16 protein-coding genes and 1 pseudogene are annotated in these 15,228 nt (G+C 60.0%); 16 read left to right on the top strand and 1 reads right to left on the bottom strand.

Going from position 1 to position 15,228, the window contains the following annotated elements; translation table 11 throughout:
- Nucleotides 1-162: 162 nt before the first annotated feature.
- The 4 genes and pseudogenes from ACXPVS_RS18025 to ACXPVS_RS18010 all read left to right on the top strand — a co-directional run.
- A pseudogene (locus ACXPVS_RS18025) lies at nucleotides 163-516 on the top strand (transglutaminase-like domain-containing protein); the annotation flags it as partial.
- 97 nt (nucleotides 517-613) lie between these two features.
- Entirely contained in the window at nucleotides 614-1,237 is a 624-nt protein-coding gene (locus ACXPVS_RS18020) for a glutathione S-transferase family protein (RefSeq protein ID WP_458511135.1), read from the top strand.
- A gap of 133 nt (nucleotides 1,238-1,370) precedes the next feature.
- On the top strand, nucleotides 1,371-2,303 hold the full coding sequence (locus ACXPVS_RS18015; protein ID WP_458511134.1) for an ABC transporter ATP-binding protein: 933 nt from the start codon (nucleotides 1,371-1,373) through the stop codon (nucleotides 2,301-2,303).
- A complete protein-coding gene (locus tag ACXPVS_RS18010; RefSeq protein ID WP_458511133.1) occupies nucleotides 2,300-3,079 on the top strand; it encodes an ABC transporter permease in 780 nt (259 codons plus the stop codon). The genes ACXPVS_RS18015 and ACXPVS_RS18010 overlap by 4 nt, the downstream gene beginning before the upstream one ends.
- Nucleotides 3,080-3,123: 44 nt before the next feature.
- On the opposite strand, the gene ACXPVS_RS18005 is transcribed toward ACXPVS_RS18010, so the two are convergent.
- The gene (locus ACXPVS_RS18005) at nucleotides 3,124-3,645 is read right to left on the bottom strand and encodes a DUF2062 domain-containing protein (protein ID WP_458511132.1); all 522 of its coding nucleotides are present in this window, start codon (nucleotides 3,643-3,645) and stop codon (nucleotides 3,124-3,126) included.
- 135 nt (nucleotides 3,646-3,780) lie between these two features.
- Between ACXPVS_RS18005 and ACXPVS_RS18000 the strand changes: the two genes are divergently transcribed.
- The 12 genes from ACXPVS_RS18000 (at nucleotide 3,781) to ACXPVS_RS17945 (ending at nucleotide 15,227) form a co-directional block, all read left to right on the top strand.
- Complete coding sequence (locus ACXPVS_RS18000; RefSeq protein ID WP_458511131.1) at nucleotides 3,781-6,003, top strand: DNA internalization-related competence protein ComEC/Rec2; 2,223 nt, start codon at nucleotides 3,781-3,783, stop codon at nucleotides 6,001-6,003.
- A 98-nt stretch (nucleotides 6,004-6,101) separates the two neighbouring features.
- On the top strand, nucleotides 6,102-6,737 hold the full coding sequence (locus ACXPVS_RS17995) for a MotA/TolQ/ExbB proton channel family protein (RefSeq protein WP_458511130.1): 636 nt from the start codon (nucleotides 6,102-6,104) through the stop codon (nucleotides 6,735-6,737).
- Nucleotides 6,734-7,162, top strand: a complete 429-nt coding sequence (locus ACXPVS_RS17990) for an ExbD/TolR family protein (protein ID WP_458511129.1) — start codon at nucleotides 6,734-6,736, stop codon at nucleotides 7,160-7,162. Before ACXPVS_RS17995 ends, ACXPVS_RS17990 begins: the two co-directional genes overlap by 4 nt.
- Entirely contained in the window at nucleotides 7,162-8,172 is a 1,011-nt protein-coding gene (gene lpxK / locus ACXPVS_RS17985; protein WP_458511128.1) for a tetraacyldisaccharide 4'-kinase, read from the top strand. The genes ACXPVS_RS17990 and lpxK overlap by 1 nt, the downstream gene beginning before the upstream one ends.
- Before the next feature lie 25 nt (nucleotides 8,173-8,197).
- On the top strand, nucleotides 8,198-8,383 hold the full coding sequence (locus ACXPVS_RS17980) for a Trm112 family protein (RefSeq protein ID WP_007945752.1): 186 nt from the start codon (nucleotides 8,198-8,200) through the stop codon (nucleotides 8,381-8,383).
- Nucleotides 8,380-9,144, top strand: coding sequence for a 3-deoxy-manno-octulosonate cytidylyltransferase (gene kdsB / locus ACXPVS_RS17975; RefSeq protein WP_458511127.1), 765 nt, complete (start codon nucleotides 8,380-8,382; stop codon nucleotides 9,142-9,144). Before ACXPVS_RS17980 ends, kdsB begins: the two co-directional genes overlap by 4 nt.
- On the top strand, nucleotides 9,144-9,608 hold the full coding sequence (locus tag ACXPVS_RS17970) for a low molecular weight protein-tyrosine-phosphatase (protein WP_458511126.1): 465 nt from the start codon (nucleotides 9,144-9,146) through the stop codon (nucleotides 9,606-9,608). Before kdsB ends, ACXPVS_RS17970 begins: the two co-directional genes overlap by 1 nt.
- Nucleotides 9,605-10,624 (top strand): UDP-N-acetylmuramate dehydrogenase, encoded by a 1,020-nt coding sequence (murB, locus tag ACXPVS_RS17965; protein WP_458511125.1) that lies wholly within the window; start codon nucleotides 9,605-9,607, stop codon nucleotides 10,622-10,624. The genes ACXPVS_RS17970 and murB overlap by 4 nt, the downstream gene beginning before the upstream one ends.
- A 244-nt stretch (nucleotides 10,625-10,868) precedes the next feature.
- The gene (locus tag ACXPVS_RS17960; protein WP_458511124.1) at nucleotides 10,869-11,339 is read left to right on the top strand and encodes a (2Fe-2S)-binding protein; all 471 of its coding nucleotides are present in this window, start codon (nucleotides 10,869-10,871) and stop codon (nucleotides 11,337-11,339) included.
- Entirely contained in the window at nucleotides 11,336-13,657 is a 2,322-nt protein-coding gene (locus tag ACXPVS_RS17955) for a molybdopterin cofactor-binding domain-containing protein (RefSeq protein ID WP_458511123.1), read from the top strand. The genes ACXPVS_RS17960 and ACXPVS_RS17955 overlap by 4 nt, the downstream gene beginning before the upstream one ends.
- Nucleotides 13,657-14,640, top strand: a complete 984-nt coding sequence (locus ACXPVS_RS17950) for an XdhC family protein (protein WP_458511122.1) — start codon at nucleotides 13,657-13,659, stop codon at nucleotides 14,638-14,640. Before ACXPVS_RS17955 ends, ACXPVS_RS17950 begins: the two co-directional genes overlap by 1 nt.
- Nucleotides 14,637-15,227: a nucleotidyltransferase family protein gene (locus ACXPVS_RS17945; RefSeq protein ID WP_458511121.1), complete on the top strand. Its 591-nt coding sequence runs from the start codon at nucleotides 14,637-14,639 to the stop codon at nucleotides 15,225-15,227. Before ACXPVS_RS17950 ends, ACXPVS_RS17945 begins: the two co-directional genes overlap by 4 nt.
- The last annotated feature ends 1 nt before the right edge of the window (nucleotide 15,228 follow it).

The raw sequence follows: 15,228 nt of genomic DNA, 5'->3' as shown, positions 1-15,228 counted from the left end.
AATTCGTGGGAAACCATGGATGAGTTTTGTAGGTCCGGTGGGCAACAAACCGGGGGAATCGTTCGTTGGGCGGGCGGCAAAGCGTCCATGTTTGGCCGAAACGTCGTTATCTCTGTGCTGAGCGTGACACTAGACTCGTGGCTTCTCCAGGAGATTGTTCTCATGCACGAGTATCTGAGTCCCGGCCGGCTCATTGATAGTGACCACCCGTCGGTGATGGAGTTCGCCGAAAAACATCGCGGCAGTCGTCGCGATCCTCTCGAGCAGGCGATCAAACTTTATTACGCCGTGCGCGAAGCCGTGCGTTACAACCCTTACACCTTCAGTCGCGCCCCGGGCACCTTGCGCGGCAGTTATGCGTTGGCGGCGGGAGAGAGTTATTGCGTACCCAAAGCCACACTGCTGGCAGGTGCAGCCCGGCATTGCGGGATTCCCGCGCGGATCGGTCTGGCGGATGTACGTAATCATTTGTCGACGCCGCGGTTGCTCGAGCGGCTCAAGAGCGACCTGTTCAGCGACACACTGCCAGCGCTGCTGGGTGACATGCAGAACGATTTGAGTCGCACCTGATCCGGCGTATGCTGCCTGCGCATTCATCCATAAAGAGGCGGTCATGCTGAAGATCTGGGGTCGGAAAAACTCGTCGAATGTCAGGAAATCTTTGTGGGCCGCCGAGGAGTTGGGCCTGGACTATGAAGCCATCGATGCGGGTGGTGCCTTTGGTATAGTCGATACGTCGGAGTACCGTGCGATGAACCCCAATGGTCGCGTGCCGGTGATTGACGACGAGGGTTTCGTGCTGTGGGAATCCAACACGATCGTGCGTTACCTGATGGCTCGCCACGCCAACGGCACAGCCTGGTATCCAGAGAATCTGCAGGCCCTGGCTTCTGCCGACAAGTGGATGGACTGGACCACTTCAAGTTTTGCCGGGACGTTCCGCACGGTGTTCTGGGGTGTGTTACGTACACCGGAAAGTCAACAGGACTGGCCCGCAATCAACGCTGCGATCAAGGAGTGTGATGGCCTGTTGGCTATGGCTGATCAGGCGCTGGCGGCCCAACCGTATCTGTCGGGCGATGAGATCGGCATGGGCGACATTCCGCTGGGCAGTTTCATTTATGCCTGGTTCGAGATGCCGATCGAGCGCGCGCCGCAGCCGCATCTACAAGCCTGGTATGCACGCCTGAAAGAGCGTCCCGCGTATCAGAAAGCCGTTATGACTGCGTTGACTTAATACTCACTATCGACACGCTTGACTGTACTTGTGTGACGGCGACAAGCACCATTGCGCTCGTGCGCCACGGTTGTATTAGTCGCGGCCCGCCCTTATTTGTCCCTTTCTTCCCTTCTTGGTGCGTAAATCCGATATGAGTTCCGCTCTGTCCATCCGGCAGCTAACCAAAACCTACGGCAACGGTTTCCAGGCCTTGAGTGGTATCGATCTGGACGTCGCCGAAGGTGATTTTTTTGCCTTGCTCGGCCCAAACGGTGCGGGCAAATCCACAACCATCGGCATTCTCTCGACCTTGGTGAACAAGACCAGCGGGACGGTGAATATCTTTGGTCACGACCTGGACAAGAATCCTGCGCAGCTCAAGCGCTCCATCGGCGTAGTGCCTCAGGAATTCAACTTCAACCAGTTCGAAAAAACCTTCGATATCGTCGTGACTCAGGCCGGTTACTACGGCATCCCGCCGAAAATCGCCAAGGAACGCGCCGAGCAATACCTGACCCAACTCGGTCTGTGGGACAAGCGCGATACGCCATCGCGTTCACTGTCCGGCGGCATGAAGCGTCGCCTGATGATCGCCCGTGCGCTGGTTCACGAACCGCGCCTGCTGATCCTCGACGAACCGACAGCGGGTGTGGATATCGAACTGCGTCGCTCGATGTGGACGTTCCTCACCGAGCTGAACAAGAAAGGCATCACCATCATCCTCACCACCCACTACCTGGAAGAGGCTGAGCAGTTGTGCCGCAACATCGGTATCATCGATCACGGCATCATCGTCGAGAACACCAGCATGAAACAGTTGCTCAGCCAACTGCATGTAGAAACATTCCTGCTCGACCTCAAAAACACAGTCAACGCCGCGCCGCAGTTGCTCGGTTACCCGACCAGGTTGCTCGACAGCCACACCCTTGAAGTTCAGGTCGACAAGGCCATGGGCATCACCGCGCTGTTCAACCAATTGGCGCAGCAGAACATTGAAGTGTTGAGCCTGCGTAACAAAACCAATCGCCTCGAGGAGTTGTTCGTGTCCCTGGTGGAGAAAAATCTGTCGAAGGTGGCGGTATGAGTTCCGAGCTGCAACCCAACCTCGTTGCTCTCAACACCATCGTTTACCGAGAGATCAGACGCTTTACCCGGATCTGGCCGCAGACGCTGCTGCCGCCGGCCATCACCATGGTTCTGTACTTTGTCATTTTCGGTAATCTGATAGGCCGACAGATCGGTGACATGGGCGGTTTCACCTACATGGAGTACATCGTGCCGGGGCTGATCATGATGTCGGTGATCACCAACTCCTACGGCAACGTGGTGTCGAGTTTTTTCGGCAGTAAATTCCAGCGTTCCATCGAAGAATTGATGGTGTCGCCAGTGTCGCCGCATACGATTCTGATCGGCTACACCCTGGGCGGTGTGCTGCGCGGCTTGATGGTCGGGCTCATCGTGACCCTGCTGTCGCTGTTTTTCACCCAATTGCAGGTGCATCACCTGGGAGTGACCATTCTGGTGGTGGTGCTGACGGCGACGATCTTCTCGCTGCTGGGCTTCATCAACGCCGTGTTTGCGCGCAACTTCGATGACATCTCGATCATCCCGACGTTCGTGCTGACACCGCTGACCTACCTGGGCGGGGTGTTCTACTCGATCTCCTTGCTGCCACCGTTCTGGCAGACCGTGTCCCTGGTCAACCCGGTGCTGCACATGGTCAACGCTTTCCGCTACGGCATTCTTGGCGTTTCGGACATCAAGATCAGCGTGGCGATCACCTTCATGCTGGTGGCGGCCGTCGTGTTGTATATCGGTTGCGCACGACTGTTGGTCAGCGGTCGCGGGATGCGCACGTAATCGCGCACTGTTCAATCAAAAACGGCACCTCAGGGTGCCGTTTTTTATTCTTGCGTTCGGTTTTTCTTGCGTCGCTTCCACTGCCGTCCTACCCACCAGCGCCAGTACATCATGGTCAGGCAATAGGCGAGCGCGCCAAGCACCAGTCCCGTCAACACCGAACCGAGTAAAAACGGCTGCCAAAGGGTTGAGAGTTCCCCGCTGATCCACTCCCAGGTCAGCTCGTCCGGCAAATGGCGGGAGGGAACGTCCATCAGCCAGGCCCCGGTCTTGTAAGTGCAGAAGAACACCGCCGGCATGGTGATCGGATTGGTCAGCCAGACCAGGCTGACCGCAATCGGCAGATTGCCGCGCACCATGATGGCGAGAATGGCGGCGACCAGCATCTGCAGCGGAATCGGCAGGAACGCTGCGAACAGACCAACCGCCATGGCCCGTGCGACGGAATGGCGGTTGAGGTGCCAGAGGTTCGGGTCATGCAGCAGGGTGCCGAGAAAGCGTAAGGATTTGTGTTCCCTGATGCTGGTCGGGTCTGGCATGTAACGTTTGAGTAAGCGCCGGGGCATAAGGCTTCTCGGTCGGTTAAGGCGGCAAGTATGTCTGGATTCTATGAGCCGCCCATTCAGACTTTGTGACAATTAATAACGATGCCTGTGCGGTTAGCCGGCTATGCCTAGGAGGGGACTCTCAAGGACGGGCGTATGCGCACAGGGATGATAGCGCTGGCGTTGGGTCTGTTGACCCTGCGTTTGTTACCGGTTTTACCGCCGGTCTGGTTATGGATGTTACTGCCGGTAATCGGTTTGATGTTGCTGCCGTTTCGCAGCTATCCACTGGCATTTTTGCTGTTCGGCTTCAGTTGGGCGGGCGCGAATGCACAGTGGGCGCTGGATGATCGGCTGCCGATGAGCCTCGATGGCGAAACCCGTTGGGTCGAAGGTCGAGTGACGGGATTACCCCACAACAACGAGGCTGTCGTGCGTTTCGAGTTGGCGGACGCCCGGTCGCGACACGGCAAGGTGCCGCAATTGATGCGTCTGGCCTGGTATGACGGGCCACCGGTTAACAGCAGCGAACATTGGCGACTGGCGGTCAAGTTGAAGCGTCCTGCGGGACTGCTCAATCCCCATGCCTTCGATTACGACGCCTGGTTGTTGGCGCAACGCATCGGCGCTACCGGGACGGTCAAGGCGGGCGAGCGGCTCAAGGACGCCCAGTGGGCCTGGCGTGACGGCATCCGTCAGCGGTTGCAGGCCGTGGATGCTCAGGGGCGAACGGGAGCGCTGACGGCGTTGGTGCTGGGGGATGGCGCCGGACTGAGTCGCGAAGACTGGCAGGTGTTGCAAGACACCGGCACCGTCCATCTGTTGGTGATTTCTGGACAACACATCGGGTTGTTGGCAGGGCTGGTGTATTTGTTGATCGCCGGGCTGGCTCGTTATGGCCTGTGGTCGAAACGCTTGCCTTGGCTGCCGTGGGCCTGTGGACTGGCGTTCGCGGCCGCTCTCGGTTATGGGCTGCTGGCCGGTTTCGAGGTGCCGGTGCGGCGGGCCTGCGTGATGATCGGTCTGGTGCTGTTGTGGCGCCTGCGATTTCGTCACCTCGGCGCCTGGTGGCCACTGTTGCTGGCGCTCGACGGTGTTTTGCTGCTGGATCCGCTGGCGAGTTTGCAACCGGGTTTCTGGCTGTCGTTCGCGGCAGTGGCGGTATTGATATTCACCTTCGGTGGTCGGCTGGGCCCATGGCGTTGGTGGCAAACGTGGACCCGCGCCCAATGGCTGATCGCGATTGGTCTGTGCCCGTTGCTGCTGGTGCTCGGTTTGCCGATCAGCCTCAGCGGGCCGGTGGCCAATTTGCTCGCGGTGCCGTGGATCAGCCTGGTCGTGCTGCCTCCGGCATTGCTGGGTACGTTGTTTTTACCTCTTCCTTACGTGGGCGAAGGGCTGCTGTGGTTGGCGGGAGGTTTGATCGACCTCTTGTTCAAGGGCCTGACGCTGATGGCGGGGTACTTGCCCGCGTGGGTGCCGGTGGCCATCCCGTTGTGGATATGGGCACTCGGCACGCTCGGCGCCTTTCTACTATTGATGCCTCGAGGTTTGCCGTTTCGCTCGTTGGGTTGGCCGATGCTGCTGTTGCTGGTTTTTCCACCCAGGCAGCTCTTGCCTGAAGGCATCGCCGAAGTCTGGCAACTGGATGTCGGCCAGGGTTTGGCAATCCTGGTGCGCACCCGTCATCACACACTGTTGTATGACACCGGGCCACGTTTCGGCGATTTTGACCTGGGCGAGCGGGTGGTATTGCCGACATTACGCAAGCTGGGCGTGGCGGGGCTCGATTTGATGCTGATCAGCCATGCTGACGCCGACCATGCGGGCGGCGCCCGGGCCGTTGCCAATGGCCTGCCGGTGAAGCAGGTGGTCAGTGGCGATCACCTGGCGCTGCCGATCGAGTTGCAGGCAGAAGGCTGTGAGAGCGGCAAGCAGTGGGTCTGGGATGATGTGAGGTTCCAGCTTTGGCAATGGTCTTCGGCCAGCAACAGCAATCAAAAATCCTGCGTCCTGCAGATAGAGGCCAACGGTGAGCGCCTGTTATTGACCGGTGATATAGACGCCGCCGCCGAGCGGGCACTGCTCGACAGTCCACTGGCCGTCACCACTGATTGGTTGCAGGCGCCGCACCACGGCAGTCGCAGTTCGTCATCAATGGCGTTGCTAGCCGCGCTGCAGCCCCAGGCGGTGTTGATCTCCCGCGGTCAGGGCAATTCATTCGGTCATCCCCATCCCACGATCATGGCGCGCTATCGAAAGCGCGGCATATCGATCCATGACAGCGCCGAACAGGGTGCCATCCGTCTGCAACTGGGACGCTTCAAGCCGCCATGGACGATGCGTCAAGAGTGGCGTTTCTGGCGCTCTGCGCAGTAATCCAGAGTGATTGAAGCCCGACCGGATGCGACATCACGGTCTTCGGTGCATGGACCCCCTATGTTAGAGTGGCGCACTTTTTCGAGGGGACTATCACTGTGTGGGAATTGGTCAAATCCGGCGGCTGGATGATGCTGCCGATCATTCTGAGTTCCATCGCGGCCATGGCAATCGTCGCCGAGCGACTCTGGACCCTGCGTTCCAGCCGTGTGACCCCGGAGCATTTGCTCGGGCAAGTCTGGATCTGGATCAAGGACAAACAACTCAATAAAGAAAAACTCAAAGAGCTGCGCGCCAACTCGCCTTTGGGTGAAATCCTGGCCGCTGGCCTGGCGAACTCCAAGCATGGTCGCGAGATCATGAAAGAGTGCATCGAAGAGGCTGCTGCGCGGGTTGTCCACGAACTCGAGCGCTACATCAATGCACTGGGGACCATCGCTGCCATGGCCCCGTTGCTGGGCCTGTTGGGTACGGTGCTTGGCATGATCGACATCTTCAGCGCGTTCATGGGCACGGGCATGGGCACTAACGCCGCGGTGCTGGCCGGTGGTATTTCCAAGGCCCTGATCACCACGGCCGCGGGCCTGATGGTCGGTATTCCGGCGGTATTCTTCCACCGGTTCCTGCAACGCCGGATCGATGAACTGGTGGTGGGCATGGAGCAGGAAGCGATCAAACTGGTCGAGGTGGTACAGGGTGACCGTGACGTTGACCTGAATGGGGGTAAAGCGTGAAATTCCGCCGTAAACCGCGGGAAACGGTAGACATCAACCTCGCGTCGCTGATTGACGTGGTGTTTATCCTGCTGCTGTTTTTCGTCGTGACCACCACGTTTACCCGTGAAACTCAGTTGCGCGTTGATCTGCCGGAAGCGGTCAGCGGCTCGCCTGCCGAAGACCAGAAGGTCAAACATCTGGACGTTGCCATCAGCGCCGAAGGCGTATTCTCGGTGAACAACCAATTGTTGCCGAAAAACGATCTGGCCACGCTGATGGACGCGCTGCAGAAAGAATCCAGTGGCGACACCAACCTGCCGCTGTCCATCAGCGCTGATGGCAAGACTCAGCATCAGTCCGTCATCATCGCCATGGACGCCGCCGGTAAACTCGGTTTCAGTCACCTGCGCATGACCACTGTCGAGGCGGCCCCCGCGCCCTGATGGCCATGTCCGATCGCTTGCTCGCCGCGTGGTACCAAGGTCATCCGGCCCTGAAGCTGTTGCAGCCGCTGGAGTGGCTGTATCGGCGCGTGGTCGTGAACAAGCGCAAGCGTTTTTTGGCGGGGGAGGGCGAGATCTATCAACCGCCGGTGCCGCTGATCGTAGTCGGTAACATCACTGTCGGCGGCACCGGCAAGACGCCGTTGATTCTGTGGATGATCCAGCACTGCCAGCGCAGCGGTTTGCGGGTCGGTGTGGTCAGCCGGGGTTACGGCGCCAAACCACCGCAACTGCCTTGGCGCGTCGAGGCGGATCAAAGCGCCGAGATCGCAGGCGACGAACCGCTGCTGATCGTCCAGCGCACCGGCGTTCCGTTGATGATCGACCCCGACCGCAGCCGTGCTGTCAAAGCGCTGCTGGCGAGTGAGCCGTTGGACCTGATCCTGTCCGACGACGGCATGCAGCATTACCGACTGGCCCGCGACCTTGAACTGGTGCTGATCGACGCCGCCCGCGGGCTGGGCAACCAGCGTTGCCTGCCCGCCGGGCCGTTACGTGAGCCGGCCGAGCGTCTGCAAAGTGTCGACGCGGTGCTCTACAACGGCGCTGCTGCCGATCGCGACGACGGTTTTGCCTTCCAGCTTCGACCCACCGAACTGGTCAATTTGCACAGCGGCGAGCGTCGTCCCCTCGACTACTTTCCCGCAGGCCAGGCGCTGCACGCCGTGGCCGGGATCGGCAATCCGCAGCGTTTCTTCACAACCCTTGAAACGCTACACTGGCAGCCAGTGCCACATGCGTTTGCCGACCACGCCGAATACAGCGTGCAGGCCTTGAATTTCACACCGTCATTGCCGTTGGTGATGACCGAAAAGGACGCGGTGAAGTGCCGTGCTTTCGCCGCCGCCGATTGGTGGTACCTGTCGGTTGATGCTGCGCCATCGCCGGCCTTCGTGGCCTGGTTCGATACGCAGCTGATGCGCCTGTTGCCGGCTCGTCTTTTGCCTTAAATCCGTTTTTATCCAGGGAATGCTCATGGACACCAAATTGCTCGATATCCTCGCTTGCCCGGTCTGCAAAGGCCCGCTCAAGCTCAGTGCCGATAAAACCGAGCTGATCAGCAAGGGCGCAGGTCTCGCTTACCCGATTCGCGACGGCATCCCGGTGATGCTCGAAACCGAAGCCCGCACCCTGACCACCGACGAGCGTCTGGATAAATGACCACTGCCTTTACCGTTGTCATTCCATCGCGTTATGCCTCCACTCGTTTGCCGGGCAAACCGCTGCTGTTGATCGCCGGCAAGCCAATGATCCAGCACGTTTGGGAACAGGCGAGCAAAAGCAGCGCCCAACGCGTGGTGGTGGCCACTGACGATGCGCGCATCGTCGAGGCCTGCAACGGGTTTGGCGCTGAAGTGGTGCTGACCCGCGAAGATCACAATTCCGGCACCGACCGTTTGGCCGAAGTCGCCGCGAAACTGGGCCTGGCACCCGACGCCATTGTGGTCAACGTCCAGGGCGACGAACCGCTGATTCCACCGAGTGTGATCAATCAGGTCGCCGCCAACCTGGCGGCCCACACCGAAGCGCGCATGGCCACATTGGCCGAGCCGATCGAAGACGTGGAAACCCTGCTCAACCCCAACGTGGTCAAGGTTGTCAGCGACCTTAACGGCCTGGCGCTGACCTTCAGTCGTGCCCCGTTGCCGTGGGCACGTGATGCATTCGCCAAAAGTCGCGAGCATTTGCCAGAAGGCGTGCCGTATCGTCGGCACATTGGCATCTATGCCTACCGCGCCGGTTTCCTGCATGACTTCGTCAGTTGGGGCCCATGCTGGCTGGAAAATACCGAATCCCTGGAACAGCTGCGTGCCCTGTGGCACGGCGTGCGGATTCATGTCGCCGACGCGCTGATCGCACCGCCGACCGGCGTCGATACCGTCGAAGACCTTGAGCGCGTTCGTCGCCTGCTGGAGGTCTGATGCGGGTTTTGTTTGTCTGCCTGGGCAACATCTGCCGTTCGCCAACGGCCGAAGGCGTGCTGCGGCATAAACTGCGCGAAGCGGGGCTGGCCGATCAAATCGAAGTCGCCTCCGCGGGTACCGGTGACTGGCACGTCGGCAAGGCCCCGGACAAACGCAGCCAGGCGGCAGCGAAACTGCGCGGTTATGACCTGTCCGCTCAGCGCGCCCAGCAAGTGTCCCGCGCCGATTTCGCCACCTACGACCTGATTCTGGCGATGGACCACAGCAACCTGCGCCACCTCAAGACCTTGCAACCGGCCAAGGGCAAAGCCGAGCTGGATCTGTTCCTGCGTCGCTACCAGTCGGAAATCGATGAAGTACCGGATCCGTATTACGACGGGGTCCAAGGCTTCGAGCAGGTGCTGGACCTGATCGAGCGCGCCAGTGATTTGCTGGTGATCGAATTGAAGGGACGGTTATGAGTTTGCAGGTGCGCGCCCAGGTTTCGCTCAAACCGTTCAACAGCTTTGGTGTCGACGTTAAAGCCCGGCTGTTTGCCGAAGCCCACAGCGATGCCGACGTGTGTGAAGCCTTGGCTTACGCGGTGGAGCATGACGTGCCGCTCTTGGTGATTGGCGGTGGCAGCAACTTGCTGCTCACGGCTGATATCCAGTCGTTGGTGCTGCGCATGGCCACGCGCGGGACTCGTATCCTGAGCGATGACGGCAGCAAAGTCGTGATCGAAGCCGAGGCCGGCGAGCCTTGGCATCCGTTCGTGCAGCACACTCTGGCGAAGGGTTTGTCAGGCCTGGAAAACCTTAGCCTGATCCCCGGCACTGTCGGCGCGGCACCGATGCAGAACATCGGTGCCTATGGTGTGGAGATCAAAGACGTGTTTGCCGGCCTGACGGCTCTGGATCGCCAGACCGGCAACCTTCGGGACTTCACCCTGGAAGAATGCAACTTTGCTTACCGCGACAGCCTGTTCAAACAGGAACCGGGGCGTTGGTTGATCCTGCGGGTTCGTTTCATCCTGGACCGTGCCGCGCACCTGCACCTGGAATACGGCCCGGTGCGTCAGCGCCTGACTGCGCAAGGTATCGATCACCCAACCGCCACCGATGTCAGCCAGGCAATTTGCAGCATCCGCAACGAAAAACTTCCGGACCCGGCGGTGCTGGGCAATGCCGGCAGCTTCTTCAAGAACCCTTTGGTGCCAGCGGCACTTGTCGCGCAACTCAAAGGTGAGTACCCGGATCTGGTGGCCTACGCACAACCCGACGGTCAGATGAAACTGGCGGCAGGCTGGCTGATCGAGCGGGCCGGATGGAAAGGTGTTCGTGAGGCCGATGCCGGCGTGCATAAATTGCAGGCATTGGTGCTGGTCAACTACGGCAACGCGACGGGTTTGCAATTGCTGAACCTGGCGCAACGCATCCAGAAAGACATTTCAGAACGTTTTCATGTCGACCTGGAGATGGAGCCCAATCGGTATTGAAGGATGCGCTTTCAAGACTGATTTAAAAGCCCTGCACACCTTCATCTGTGCAGGGTTTTTTGTTAATGCTGAGTTAACTTAGCCACCTAACGATGCAAACGTTTGCTCCACCAAAGGCCCGATGCAGACGTTATCGTCCGCATATGAGAGCCTCATTAGCCTGAGCCGATCTGCGTGATACCAACCGCCCCCCCCTGGCGGCAGATTGCTCGACCCCATAACCAATAACTATGCGGGCGTGCCCATGATTACCCTGAAACTCAATGGTCAAGACCATCAACTCGATGTCACCGAGGACATGCCGCTGCTCTGGGCGATCCGCGACGTGGCCGGTTACAACGGCACCAAATTCGGCTGCGGCATGGGCCTGTGCGGTGCCTGCACTATTCATATCGAAGGCGCCCCGGCGCGCAGTTGCATCACACCGATCGGTTCAGTAGTCGGCCAGAACGTCACCACCATCGATAACCTGCACGCCGACCCGGTCGGGCAAGTCGTTCAGCAAGTCTGGCTCGACACCGCCGTGGCCCAGTGCGGCTTCTGTCAGGGCGGGCAGATCATGTCCGCCACGGCGCTGCTCAAGACCAACCCGAACCCCAGCGACGAACAGATCGAAGAGGCGATGGTCGGCAATATTTGTCGCTGCGGCACTTACAATCGTATCAAGACCGCCATCCGCCAGGCATCCACTCACCTGAAGGAGGCCAAGGCATGAGCCAGTTACCGAATGATTTCGCGCTGAGCAACCTCAGTCGTCGCGGTTTCCTCAAAGGCGTTGGCGCCTCCAGTGCGCTGGTACTGGCGGCAAGCTGGGGCTGGCAAGACGCTTTCGCTGCCGAGAAAGAGAAAAAATTCGGCGCCGATGGCATGCCCAACGGCTGGGTCGACGATCCCAAGGTTTACGTCAGCATCGCCGCTGATGGCACGGTGACAGTGGTCTGCAACCGTTCGGAAATGGGCCAGGGTGTGCGCACCAGCCTGACGATGGTGGTGGCCGATGAACTGGAAGCCGACTGGGCGATGATGAAGGTGCAACAGGCGCCGGGCGACGAAGTGCGCTTCGGCAACCAGGACACCGATGGTTCGCGCAGCATGCGCCACTGGTACGAGCCAATGCGCCGCTGTGGTGCTGCCGCGCGGACCATGCTTGAGCAAGCGGCTGCCGAACAGTGGAAAGTGCCGGTCAGCGAATGCCGCGCGCAACTGCATAAAGTCATTCACAAGCCGACCGGCCGTGAATTGGGTTACGGCGCATTGGCCGCCACGGCCGGTGCGTTGGCAGTGCCGGCGCGTGACAGTCTGCGGCTCAAGCAGCCGTCAGAGTTCCGCTATATCGGCAAGGAAGGCACCAAGGCGATCGACGGTGCCGACATCGTCAATGGCCGCGCCATTTACGGTGCAGACGTCCATTTTGACGGCATGCTCTACGCCACCATTGCGCGCCCTGCGGTGTACGGCGGCAAGGTCAAGTCCGTCGATTCCAGCGCCGCGATGAAAGTCCCGGGGGTGATCAAGGTCGTGCAGATCGAAGGCCATCCGCTGCCGTCGGAGTTTCAGCCCTTGGGCGGCGTGGCCGTGGTGGCCAGCAATACCTGGGCGGCGATCAAGGGCCGCGAGGCGTTGAACATCGAGTGGGATGAGGGTCCTAACGCCAGTTATGACTCGATCGCCTACCGCAAGGAACTGGAAGCCGCGTCCCTCAAACCGGGCAAAGTGGTGCGCAATACCGGCAACATCGATGAGGCGATGGGCGGCGCCAACAGCACGTTCGAAGCGTCCTATTACCTGCCGCACCTCACCCAGGCGCCAATGGAACCGATGGTTGCCATCGCCCGCTTCAAGGACGGTGTGTGCGAAGCCTGGGCCCCAAGCCAGGCACCACAAGTCGCCCGCGAACGCATTGGCGAACGCCTCGGCATTGCGTTCGATAACGTCACCTTCAACGTCACCTTGCTGGGCGGCGGTTTCGGGCGTAAATCCAAGCCGGACTTCATCATCGAGGCCGCCATCCTTGCCAAGGAATTCCCTGGCAAGGCAGTGCGCGTGCAATGGACCCGTGAAGACGACATCCACTGCTCCTATTTCCACACGGTATCGGCCGAGTACCTGAAGGCCAGCCTGAATAAGGACGGCCTGCCCTCCGGCTGGTTGCACCGCACCGTGGCGCCGAGCATCACCGCGCTGTTTGCGCCGGGCATGAACCATGAGGCGGCCTTCGAGCTGGGCATGGGCTTTACCAACATGGCTTACGCGATTCCTAACGTGCGCCTTGAAAACCCGGAAGCGACGGTCCATACCCGCGTCGGCTGGTATCGCTCGGTGTCGAACATTCCTCACGGTTTTGCGATTCAGAGTTTTGCCGATGAACTGGCGCATAAGGCTGGCCAGGATCCGCTCAAGTACCAGATCAAATTGCTTGGCCCTGACCGCCAGATCGATCCGCGCACTTTGAGTGAAGAGTGGAACTACGGCGAATCCCCCGAGCGTTATCCGATCGACACTGCGCGGATGCGCACGGTACTGGAAACCGCTGCCAAAGCCGCCGGTTGGGGCCGTGAGTTACCCAAGGGCCGAGGCCTGGGGCTGGCGGTGCATTACAGCTTCGTGACTTATGTGGCGGCGGTGATTGAGGTCGAAGTCAAAGACGACGGCACGCTGATCGTGCACAAGGCTGACATCGCGGTGGATTGCGGCCCGCAGATCAACCCCGAGCGGATTCGCTCGCAGTTCGAAGGCGCCTGTGTCATGGGCTTGGGCAACGCGGTGCTGGGGGAAATCAGCTTCAAGGACGGCAAGGTCCAGCAGGACAACTTCCACATGTACGAAGTGGCGCGCATGTCCCTGGCACCGAAAGAAGTTGCGGTTCATCTGGTCACCCCACCGGGTGATGTGCCATTAGGCGGTGTCGGTGAACCGGGCGTACCTCCGATCGCACCTGCTCTGTGCAATGCAATCTTTGCTGCCACGGGCAAGCGCATCCGCAACCTGCCGGTTCGCTATCAGCTGCAAGGTTGGCAGAAGGCGCAAGCCTGATGGACAGCGTCGATCTGAACGTCCTGCGCAGCGTGCTCGAATGGCGCCGAGCGGGGCAGCGGGTGGTGTTGTACAGCGTGGTCCAGACCTGGGGCACTGCGCCTCGAATGCCTGGTGCGATGTTGGCCTTGCGTGAAGATGGTGTGGTCATTGGCTCGGTGTCCGGCGGATGTGTTGAAGACGATTTGATTGCCCGGCTGCACGACGGTCGTATTCCAATCGATGGGCCGCCAGTGCAATTGATCACCTACGGCGTCACTCGTGAGGAGGCGGCACGCTTTGGTTTGCCGTGCGGCGGCACCTTGCGCCTGACCGAGGAGCGGGTCGGCGACCCGGCTTGGGTTGCCGAGTTGCTGGCACGCTGCCAGGCGCATGAAATCGTTGCTCGCTCGCTCAGTATCGAGACGGGTGAAGTCATGCTGCAACCGGCTGACAAGACTGATTTCCTGACGTTCGATGGCAAGACGTTGCGGGCCATTTACGGTCCGCGTTGGCGGTTGTTGCTGATCGGCGCCGGGCAGTTGTCCCGGTATGTGGCTGAGATGGCGCGGCTGCTGGATTTCGAAGTGCTGATCTGCGATCCGCGCACCGAGTTCGTTTACGGCTGGGAAGAGCAGCATGGGCGATTTGTGTCGGGCATGCCCGATGAAGCGGTGCTCAGCATCCAGCCTGACGAGCGTACGGCCATCGTCGCGCTGACCCACGATCCTCGGCTCGATGACATGGCACTGCTCACAGCTTTGGACTCCAAAGCGTTTTATGTCGGTGCGCTGGGCTCCCGGGTCAACAGCGTGAAGCGCCGGCAAAACCTCGGGCTGCTAGGCTTGTCACAAAGGGCCATCGAGCGGCTGCATGGCCCGATCGGTTTGCACATTGGCAGCCACACACCGGCGGAAATCGCCTTGTCGCTGCTGGCCGAAATTGTGGCGATCAAGAACGGCGTCGAACTGAAGCAGAAGAAGCTGTTGCAGGAAGTGGTATGAGTGAGCCCATTGGCGTCATCGTGCTGGCAGCGGGGCAGGGCAGTCGGTTCCGACAAGAAGCCGGTGCCGAGAGGGACAAGCTGGTGGCGGATTGTACGGGGCGCGAGGGTGCTGTTCATTCGATGATCGAGCAAGTGCTGGTGAATTTGCCGGCTTCCCTTGAGACGCGCGTCCTGGTGACCACTGTGGATCGACCGCAAGTGATCCGCCTGGCCAAGGCTTATGGTTGCGAGATTGTGCTGATCGAATCGACCGGCATGGGCGACAGCATCGCGGCCGGGGTGGCAGCGTGTCCGCAGCTCAGTGGCTGGCTGATTGTGCTGGGGGATATGCCGTTCATCCTTGCGTCGAGTATTGAGCGTGTGGTGGCGCAGATTGCTGAAGACGCCGTCAGTGTTCCGGTGCATGAAGGCAAGTATGGGCATCCGGTTGGTTTTGGGCGCAACTCTGGTGTTGCGTTGATGGCGTTGTCCGGTGATCAAGGTGCCAGGGCGTTGTTTGCGCAGGCGAGGGTAGTCGAGGTGGTCGTAGACGATCCCGGGGTGTTGTGGGATGTGGATGTGCCGAACGCGCTGATCTACCCGTAAT

Source organism: Pseudomonas sp. Ma2-10 (genome assembly GCF_054330215.1).
The sequence above is the reverse complement of the archived record's forward strand: the minus strand, read 5'-3'. Positions and strand labels throughout refer to the sequence as shown.

Bases quoted from the DNA above. Each gene is read 5' to 3' on its own strand.
- ACXPVS_RS18020 (WP_458511135.1), top strand. From the start codon at position 614: ATGCTGAAGATCTGGGGTCGGAAAAACTCGTCGAATGTCAGGAAATCT.
- ACXPVS_RS18015 (WP_458511134.1), top strand. From the start codon at position 1,371: ATGAGTTCCGCTCTGTCCATCCGGCAGCTAACCAAAACCTACGGCAAC.
- ACXPVS_RS18010 (WP_458511133.1), top strand. From the start codon at position 2,300: ATGAGTTCCGAGCTGCAACCCAACCTCGTTGCTCTCAACACCATCGTT.
- ACXPVS_RS18005 (WP_458511132.1), bottom strand. From the start codon at position 3,645: ATGCCCCGGCGCTTACTCAAACGTTACATGCCAGACCCGACCAGCATC.
- ACXPVS_RS18000 (WP_458511131.1), top strand. From the start codon at position 3,781: ATGCGCACAGGGATGATAGCGCTGGCGTTGGGTCTGTTGACCCTGCGT.
- lpxK (WP_458511128.1), top strand. From the start codon at position 7,162: ATGGCCATGTCCGATCGCTTGCTCGCCGCGTGGTACCAAGGTCATCCG.
- ACXPVS_RS17980 (WP_007945752.1), top strand. From the start codon at position 8,198: ATGGACACCAAATTGCTCGATATCCTCGCTTGCCCGGTCTGCAAAGGC.
- kdsB (WP_458511127.1), top strand. From the start codon at position 8,380: ATGACCACTGCCTTTACCGTTGTCATTCCATCGCGTTATGCCTCCACT.
- ACXPVS_RS17970 (WP_458511126.1), top strand. From the start codon at position 9,144: ATGCGGGTTTTGTTTGTCTGCCTGGGCAACATCTGCCGTTCGCCAACG.
- murB (WP_458511125.1), top strand. From the start codon at position 9,605: ATGAGTTTGCAGGTGCGCGCCCAGGTTTCGCTCAAACCGTTCAACAGC.
- ACXPVS_RS17960 (WP_458511124.1), top strand. From the start codon at position 10,869: ATGATTACCCTGAAACTCAATGGTCAAGACCATCAACTCGATGTCACC.
- ACXPVS_RS17955 (WP_458511123.1), top strand. From the start codon at position 11,336: ATGAGCCAGTTACCGAATGATTTCGCGCTGAGCAACCTCAGTCGTCGC.
- ACXPVS_RS17950 (WP_458511122.1), top strand. From the start codon at position 13,657: ATGGACAGCGTCGATCTGAACGTCCTGCGCAGCGTGCTCGAATGGCGC.
- ACXPVS_RS17945 (WP_458511121.1), top strand. From the start codon at position 14,637: ATGAGTGAGCCCATTGGCGTCATCGTGCTGGCAGCGGGGCAGGGCAGT.